This is a genomic window from Sphingorhabdus sp. (assembly GCF_044239665.1).
Classification (GTDB): domain Bacteria; phylum Pseudomonadota; class Alphaproteobacteria; order Sphingomonadales; family Sphingomonadaceae; genus Sphingorhabdus_B.
Genome location: NZ_JBIIBA010000049.1, coordinates 1 through 5,543, shown reverse-complemented (window position 1 = coordinate 5,543; position 5,543 = coordinate 1). Strand labels below are relative to the sequence as shown.

General features: G+C 53.5%; 6 protein-coding genes and 1 tRNA gene. All 7 read left to right on the top strand.

What is annotated here, in order from left to right; all coding sequences use genetic code 11:
• A partial coding sequence (locus tag ACILP3_RS10310) for a site-2 protease family protein (protein WP_395616543.1) occupies positions 1-543 on the top strand: 543 nt, incomplete at its 5' end.
• 145 nt (positions 544-688) lie between these two features.
• Positions 689-3,319, top strand: coding sequence for an outer membrane protein assembly factor BamA (gene bamA / locus ACILP3_RS10305; RefSeq protein WP_395616544.1), 2,631 nt, complete (start codon positions 689-691; stop codon positions 3,317-3,319).
• The gene (locus ACILP3_RS10300) at positions 3,319-4,020 is read left to right on the top strand and encodes an OmpH family outer membrane protein (protein ID WP_395616542.1); all 702 of its coding nucleotides are present in this window, start codon (positions 3,319-3,321) and stop codon (positions 4,018-4,020) included. The genes bamA and ACILP3_RS10300 overlap by 1 nt, the downstream gene beginning before the upstream one ends.
• A 5-nt stretch (positions 4,021-4,025) precedes the next feature.
• The gene (gene fabZ, locus ACILP3_RS10295; RefSeq protein WP_395616541.1) at positions 4,026-4,487 is read left to right on the top strand and encodes a 3-hydroxyacyl-ACP dehydratase FabZ; all 462 of its coding nucleotides are present in this window, start codon (positions 4,026-4,028) and stop codon (positions 4,485-4,487) included.
• Positions 4,488-4,847: 360 nt separating this feature from the next.
• Positions 4,848-5,075: a 50S ribosomal protein L31 gene (rpmE, locus tag ACILP3_RS10290; protein ID WP_125230382.1), complete on the top strand. Its 228-nt coding sequence runs from the start codon at positions 4,848-4,850 to the stop codon at positions 5,073-5,075.
• A 97-nt stretch (positions 5,076-5,172) separates the two neighbouring features.
• Positions 5,173-5,249: transfer RNA gene (locus tag ACILP3_RS10285), tRNA-His, on the top strand.
• Positions 5,250-5,359: 110 nt separating this feature from the next.
• Positions 5,360-5,543: Glu/Leu/Phe/Val dehydrogenase dimerization domain-containing protein (locus ACILP3_RS10280; protein WP_395616540.1), on the top strand; the 184-nt coding region annotated here is incomplete at its 3' end.

Genomic DNA, 5,543 nt, shown 5'->3' with positions numbered 1-5,543 from the left:
GAAATCGAACGCGACGGCGCGCGCATGACAAAGGACGCCACGGTCGCTGCAGTTATCGAAGTTGATCGGTTCGGCAATGAATATCGTATTGGTCGGCTTGGCCTTGGCGCCAGCAAATTGGAAGTCCGCGAAGTGGGCCTGCTTGAGGCACCTTGGGCTGCGGTTGTGCAAACCGGAAATATCTTGCGGCAGCAGGTGATTGGCCTTGGCCAGATTATTTCCGGTCGGCGGCCGATTTCCGAACTCGGCGGTCCGTTGAAAATCGCAAAAGTATCCGGCGAGGCGATGAGCCTTGGTATTTTAACATTCATTAGTCTTGCTGCGTTGATCTCAATTAACTTGGGGTTCATCAATCTGCTGCCAATCCCGATGCTCGATGGAGGACATTTGTTGCTCTACGCCGTGGAAGCAGTGCGTCGGCGCCCTGCCACGCCAGTTGTGCAGGAGTGGGCTTTTCGTGCAGGATTTGCGATGCTGGCGGCATTTATGATTATGGTAACATTCAACGACCTTGCGTCTTTTGGTCTTTTCGAAAGCAGTTGAGGGCATTGCATACTTGATTGCGCGCGCTGCATGGGGCAGGGACACAAAACTATTTTAGCGGCAATATGCCAACGCCCAGTGGGGACGGACATCAGATCGGATGACAATGAAAAGTAGACCTCGCGGCAACTTCAAAAGCTTTGGCATGTATTTGATGGGTTCGACCGCGCTTGCCGCGACGGGCACGATGGCTCCCGCTTTTGCGCAGACGGCGCCGGCGACGCCCGCTGCGCAGCCTCAGGTAGCTGCTCCTGTCGAGACCATTCAATCGATCACTGTCGTCGGTACGCAACGACTCGAAGCCGATACCGTTCGATCATATATCCGCTTGCGCACGGGGCAGCCATGGACCCAGGTGTCGGCTGACCAAGCTTTGAAGGACCTGTACGCGACCGAATTGTTCGCGGACGTTGCTGTCCGCAATAATGCCGGCGCAGTTGTTATTGAAGTGCGCGAAAACCCAGTGGTGAACCGCATCATTCTTGAAGGCAACAAGCGCATCAAGAATGACAAAATTGAACCCGAAATCAAACTTGCCCCGCGCCAGATTTATTCGCGATCCAAAGTGCGCGCCGATGTTGCGCGCATCATTGAGCTGTACAAGCGTCAGGGGCGCTTTGCCGCGGTCGTTGAACCTAAATTGGTTCAGCTCGACCAAAACCGCGTAGACATTGTTTTCGAGATTACCGAAGGGCCCAAGTCCAAGGTTCAGCAGATCAACATCATCGGCAACGAAAAGTTCTCCGATGGCCAGCTGCGCGGCGAAATGGTCACGAAGCAAGCCCGTTTTTACAAGTTCTTCAGCTCCGGCACCAGCTATGATCCGGATCGCTTGGCGTTCGACCAACAAAAGCTGCGTCAATTCTACCTGACACAAGGCTATGCCGATTTCCGCGTGGTTTCCGCAGTCGCCGAACTGACGCCTGATAAGCAGGACTTCATCATCACTTATGTGGTGGAAGAAGGTGACCGGTACAAATTTGGTGACGTCAAGGTTGAGAGCCAAATTCGCGATTTTGATTCAGAGCGCCTGACGACGACTTTGCGCATGAAAAAAGGCGACTGGTATGATGCCAAGATGGTTGAGGACACCGTCGAAAGCCTGTCGGAGACTGCCGGTCTGTTTGGCTATGCCTTTGCCGATGTAAACCCGGATTTCCAGCGGGACAAAGATACGCTGACCATGGGCATTACGTTCAACGTTGCGGAATCCCCGCGGGTGTTTGTGGAACGGATCGACATTAACGGCAACACCCTGACGCAGGATAAGGTTGTCCGCCGCGAATTTCGCCTGAACGAAGGCGATGCTTTTAATAGCATTCAGGTAAAGCGAACCGCAGAACGTATCAAATCGCTCGGATATTTTCAGGAAGACCTTGAAGTCGAACAGGAACAGGGCAGTGCGCCCGACCGCATCATCCTTTCGACCAATGTAGAGGAAAAAGCGACGGGCGAATTGTCCTTGTCCGCAGGATTTTCTTCGATCGAAAACTTCATTTTCCAAGGTGCGATCAAGCAACGGAACTTCCGCGGCTTGGGGCAAGAATTGCGGACGAATATTTCGTATTCATCTTATTCAAAATCAGCGGAAATCGGCTTTACCGAGCCCTATTTGTTTGATCGTTCGATTGCCGTCTCTGGCGATATCTTCCGCCGGGATTTGAACAGCTTCAACTTCTTTAACAATCAACGCAACACGACCTATGAACAAGCTACCACAGGTATGCAGGTGCGCGTAGGTGTGCCGGTCAATGAATTTATCTATTTTCAGGCGCGTTACGGGTTGAGCCAAGATGATATTTCTCTTGATGAGAACACCTTCTTCTCCGACCCGGATGGCTTAGGACCGCTTCTACCGTCGTGCGACCCCATCATTGCCGGACGTTTTCTGTGCGATGCGCTGGGTAAGCGTTTGACGTCCTCCATTGGATACACGTTGCTTTATGATGATCGCGACAACCGTATCCGCCCGACACGGGGCCAAAGCATCGGTTTAAGCCAAGACATTGCCGGGCTTGGCGGTGATGTTAAATATATTAAAACGCGGATTAATGCGGACAAATTTTGGAAGCCGTTCGGTAACTTCGTTTTCGGATTGTCGTTTGAAGGGGGCTACATCCACTCGTTGGAAGACCGCGGGCTGACCTCTCAAGGTATTGACGATGTTCGACTGACCGACCGTTTCTATCTCGGTGAGCCGCAAATGCGCGGGTTCGACATTCGCGGCATCGGCCCACGGGTGCAGCGTGTGTTCTTCCAAGGTGAGGTTGTTAACGGCTTGGCTGTTAACACGCCGCTGACGGATCGGAACCAGATCCAGGACGATGCTATTGGCGGACGTTTCTATTATCTTGGCCGTGCCGAACTGCAAATTCCGCTGGGCAGCGGCGCAAGAGAGTTGGGCTTACGTCCTTCCTTGTTTGTAGATGTGGGTTCTGTGTTTGATGTGACACGCCCCATTTTACAGACGGTGGCGCAGCGCGAAGTGCTGGCGAATGGCGCCCAAGGCGCCCCATTATACTATTTCGTGGATTCCGCTGGTGCGCTTCAAACATCTACCACGGCTCTCAATGCCGATGGCTCGACCCGGGTTGCCGCGCTGCGTTTCGAAGAGCGCTTTTTTGGCGACAGCTGGAAGCCGCGCTTGTCGGTTGGCTTTGGCGTCAACTGGAATTCACCCTTTGGTCCGTTCAGAATCGATATAGCCCGCGCTTTGCTTAAGCAGGAGGGTGACGACACCAAATTATTTACATTCAACGTAGGAACGCAATTCTAATGAAAATTCGTAAAAACATTCTCGCCGCTGCCTGTTTGTCAGTTGCTGCCATTTCGGTACCCGCGTCTGCCCAAGTTGCAGGCATTGCTACCGCTGACACGGCAGTTGCAATCACCCGTTCAAAGGCGCTTGGTACTGCCTATCAGCAAATCGGCACGCAATACGCCAGCGTGGCGCAGCAATTGCAAGCCAAGCGCGTAGAGATAAACAATCTGAATGCGCAGCTTGATATCAACAAGGATAAGGAGCTGACGCAGGCCGAGCTTGACGTCGCTATCAAGGCGAATAGCCCCTTGCTGAAGCAGATCGACACAAAGCAAATGGAACTGAACACACTTCAGGATCCTATCGTGCTTGCGCAGCTTTATGCCGTCGAACAGATTGCGTTGAAATATGACGCGGCACAGCAGGCGGTCATTACCGCTAAGAAAATCAATGTCATCCTTGCGCCCGATGCGTTTGTATGGGCTCCAGATGCTGTCGATGTGACTGCCGCGATCACGGCTGAATTGGACAAGGCCGTTCCAGCCGTGACGGTAACGCCGCCTGCTGGCTGGCGTCCGTCGCGTCAGATTGGCGCCTTATATCAGCAGATACAGCAGTTGATTAACGCAGCAACGCAGCAGGCCCAAGCGGCTGCTGCTGCGCAGGCACGGCCAGCTGCAGCACCAGCACCAGCAGCGCAGCCTGAAAGCCGCTAGATTTTATGTCGGGGGGCGATTTCAGCAACTATGACGTACGCCGGGTCATGGCGGTGCTTCCGCACCGCTACCCCATGCTTTTGGTGGACCGCGTAGAGGAGCTTGTCGTTGACGAGCGTATTTGCGCGGTCAAGGCCGTAACCATGAATGAAGGGTTTTTTCAGGGGCACTTTCCCGGAAGACCCATCATGCCGGGTGTTATGATTGTCGAGGCACTGGCCCAAGCGGCTGGCGTGTTGGCGATGGAAAGCCTTGGGTTGATTGGTTCGGGCAAGCTTGTGTATTTCATGTCGATTGACAATGCCAAGTTCCGTGCGCCGGTTGAGCCAGGATGCCTGTTGCATTTGCACGTTGAATTTGTGCAGAAACGTGCGCGGGTATGCAAATTTGCCGGACGCGCCATGGTTGGCGACCAAATCGCTGCTGAGGCGGAATTTATGGCCATGATTGCCGAGCCACCTGCTTGATATAGTGGCGTTGGGTCTGTTTAAGTCCCTCCCTCTCTCTCGTCATCCCGACGCTGCAACCCGTCATCCTGAACTTGTTTCAGGATAACGCACGGACTTGGCCTATTATCCTGAAACAAGTTCAGGATGACGCAATTGGGTTCAGGATGACGCAATTGGGCTTAGGATGGCGAATGGAGGGCACGAGTTAAAGTGTCAGCATCACGAGGCGTGGGCGTGAATGGCACGGAATTATAAATCACCCACACCCGCCTTCTGTAATATTTCCATGTTGCTATCGCGCTCGCTCCCCGCTATGCGCGGCGCTTCCGAATTTAGGGTTACCGGTCGGAAACCGGCGACTGAACAAAGGATTTATGTATGAAAGCCGACATTCACCCCGATTATCACATGATCAAGGTGCAGATGACCGATGGCACCGTCTTCGAAACGCGCTCCACTTGGGGTAAGGAAGGCGACACACTCGCTCTGGATATCGATCCGACATCGCACCCAGCATGGACGGGTGGTTCGGGCCGTATGCTTGACACTGGTGGCCGCGTTGCCCAGTTTAACAAGCGTTTTGGTGGCCTCAGCCTCAAAAAATAAGATATCTCATGTGCCGAGCGAAAGCTTGGCACATGAAAAATTTACGGTCTAGGGTTAGACCGAAAAACGGGATCGCGCCTGCCTCAGTGGCGCTATGGCGACCGTAGCTCAGTTGGTTAGAGCGCTGGTTTGTGGTACCAGAGGTCGGGGGTTCAAGACCCCTCGGTCGCCCCATTTCTTCCACGCCAAAATTTGTGTGACATTTGCTTCGCGTAATATTATTACGTGTGAGCGTAATATCATGCTGAACGCCCAAGGGCCATTTTCGCACAAGGAAATATATCATGCCCGCCATTTGGGACCTGCCTGATTTTGACTCGCACGAGGCCGTGCACGTCTTCGACGACCGCGTGACTGGGCTAAGGGCGGTTATCGCTGTGCATTCTACGTATTTGGGGCCAGCAGCAGGCGGAACACGTTTTTGGCATTATGGCGATTCACAGGCCGCGATTACAGATGCGCTGCGTC

Coding starts and splice junctions, on each gene's coding strand:
- ACILP3_RS10300 (WP_395616542.1), top strand. CDS start 3,319: ATGAAAATTCGTAAAAACATTCTCGCCGCTGCCTGTTTGTCAGTTGCT.
- rpmE (WP_125230382.1), top strand. CDS start 4,848: ATGAAAGCCGACATTCACCCCGATTATCACATGATCAAGGTGCAGATG.
- bamA (WP_395616544.1), top strand. CDS start 689: ATGTATTTGATGGGTTCGACCGCGCTTGCCGCGACGGGCACGATGGCT.
- fabZ (WP_395616541.1), top strand. CDS start 4,026: ATGTCGGGGGGCGATTTCAGCAACTATGACGTACGCCGGGTCATGGCG.